This window comes from Tissierellales bacterium, assembly GCA_035301805.1.
Lineage (GTDB): Bacteria > Bacillota > Clostridia > Tissierellales > DATGTQ01 > DATGTQ01.
Window position 1 is genome coordinate 1 of the sequence record DATGTQ010000061.1, and the last position, 2,032, is coordinate 2,032.

Genomic DNA, 2,032 nt, shown 5'->3' on the forward strand with positions numbered 1-2,032 from the left:
TCTATATTTGGCTCAGATGCAATAGCAGCTCAAAAGATAGGAGTTCAAATAGAGTCGGTAACATTTATGATAATAGGTGGTTTAAATGGAGCAATAGCAAGCTTTACAGGGCAAAATTTTGGTGCTAAAAAGTACGATAGAATTGTAAAAGGATATAATACTTCTTTAACGATAGGTATAGTATATGCAATTAGCACATCAATAGTATTTATATTATTACCTGAGTATCTAGTAAAGATTTTCATAAATGATCCTTCTACTATAGAAATTGCTAGTATGTATTTAAAAATAATAGCATATTCACAAATATTTAGTGCAATTGAAATGGTTTCAAATGGTATGTTTACAGGACTTGGAATGCCAAATATTCCAGCTACTATAAGTATTATATTTACTGTACTTAGAATACCAATGGCATTAGTATTTATAAAATATTTTGATGTAAATGGTGTATGGTTAAGTATTTCAGTATCAAGTGTTTTAAAAGGAATAGCAGCATATATTATGTATATACTTAAGGTAAGAAAGGATGAGAAGTATGCTTAATACAATCAAAAAATTATTTAATAAACAAGAATTATTAAAAGGTAATTTTGGAATTGAAAGAGAAGGACTTAGAGTTGATTATGAAGGAAAATTATCAACAAACCCTCATCCAGAGGTTTTTGGTTATAAAATGAAAAATCCATATATAACTACAGATTTTTCAGAGAGCCAATTAGAGTTAATAACACCTACATTTTCAACTACAAAAGAAACATATAATTTTTTAAATGCACTCTATGATATAGTAGCAATGGAGATTAAAGATGAATATATATGGCCGCAATCTATGCCAGCTATAATACCAGAGGATAAAGATATCCCAATAGCACAGTTTTGTGGATGTGAAGAAGGACAGACAGCTAGAAAATATAGAGAAGAACTACTTTTAAAGTATGGTGGTAAAAGACAGTTAATATCTGGAATACATTATAATTTTTCATTTAATGAAAATATAATAAAAAAACTATATGAAAATAGTAATAAAATTAAGGATTATAAAACTTTCAAAGATGAAATATACTTAAAAGTTACAAGAAACTATCTTCGTTATAGATGGTTACTTATATACCTTTTAGGATGCACAGGCGTTGTACACGAAAGCTATCAAGAAGACTGTGTAAAACAACTTAAAGAAATATCAAAAGATAGTTTTTCGAATGAAGGAGCATTATCTTATAGAAATAGTGAATGTGGATATAAAAATAAAATAGATTTATACCCAAATTACAATAGTGTTAAGGATTATGTTGATAGTATTAATAAATTTATAGATGAAGATTTTATAGAGAACCATAAAGAACTATATGCTCCAATAAGGTTAAAAGCAAAAGATCCTAAGTATTTATTAAGTTCTTTAATGAACGATGGTATAAATTACTTAGAATATAGAAGTATAGATATAAACCCATTTGAAAAAGGTGGAATTGCTTTAAATGACTTGCATTTCATGAATATATTTAATTTATTTTTATTAATTGAAGATGAAAGTAATTATGAAAATTGGCAACAAGAAGCATTAAACAATCAGAATACAATAGCAATGCATGGTCAAAATAATGTTGAGCTAATAAAAGATGGAAAGTATATATCTAAGGTAGAATGGGGACTTGAAATTTTAAATAAAATTAAAGTTATAAATGATGAGCTACAATTAGGATATGAAGAAATAATAGAAGATATAAGAAAAAGAGTTGAAGATTATAAAGAAACTTATACTTATAAAATTATTGAAAAAGTAAAAGAAGAAGGGTATATAAATGCTCATTTAAATCTAGCTAAAAAATATAAAGATTTAGCTTATGATAATAGATTTAAATTAGAAGGATATGAAGACTTAGAGCTATCGACTCAGATTTTAATGAAGGAATCAATTAAAAGAGGTATAAAAACAGAACTAATTGATAGAAGTGATAATTTTATATCTCTTACTAAAGATAATAAAATAGAGTATATAAAGCAAGCGACAAAAACATCAAAGGATAACTAT

2 protein-coding genes are annotated in these 2,032 nt (G+C 26.1%); both read left to right on the forward strand.

Annotated elements, in window-relative coordinates; translation table 11 throughout:
* Positions 1-546 (forward strand): MATE family efflux transporter (locus VK071_02625; protein HLR34205.1); only part of this gene is annotated, 546 nt, incomplete at its 5' end.
* A partial coding sequence (gshAB, locus tag VK071_02630; protein HLR34206.1) for a bifunctional glutamate--cysteine ligase GshA/glutathione synthetase GshB occupies positions 539-2,032 on the forward strand: 1,494 nt, incomplete at its 3' end. The genes VK071_02625 and gshAB, both read left to right, overlap by 8 nt.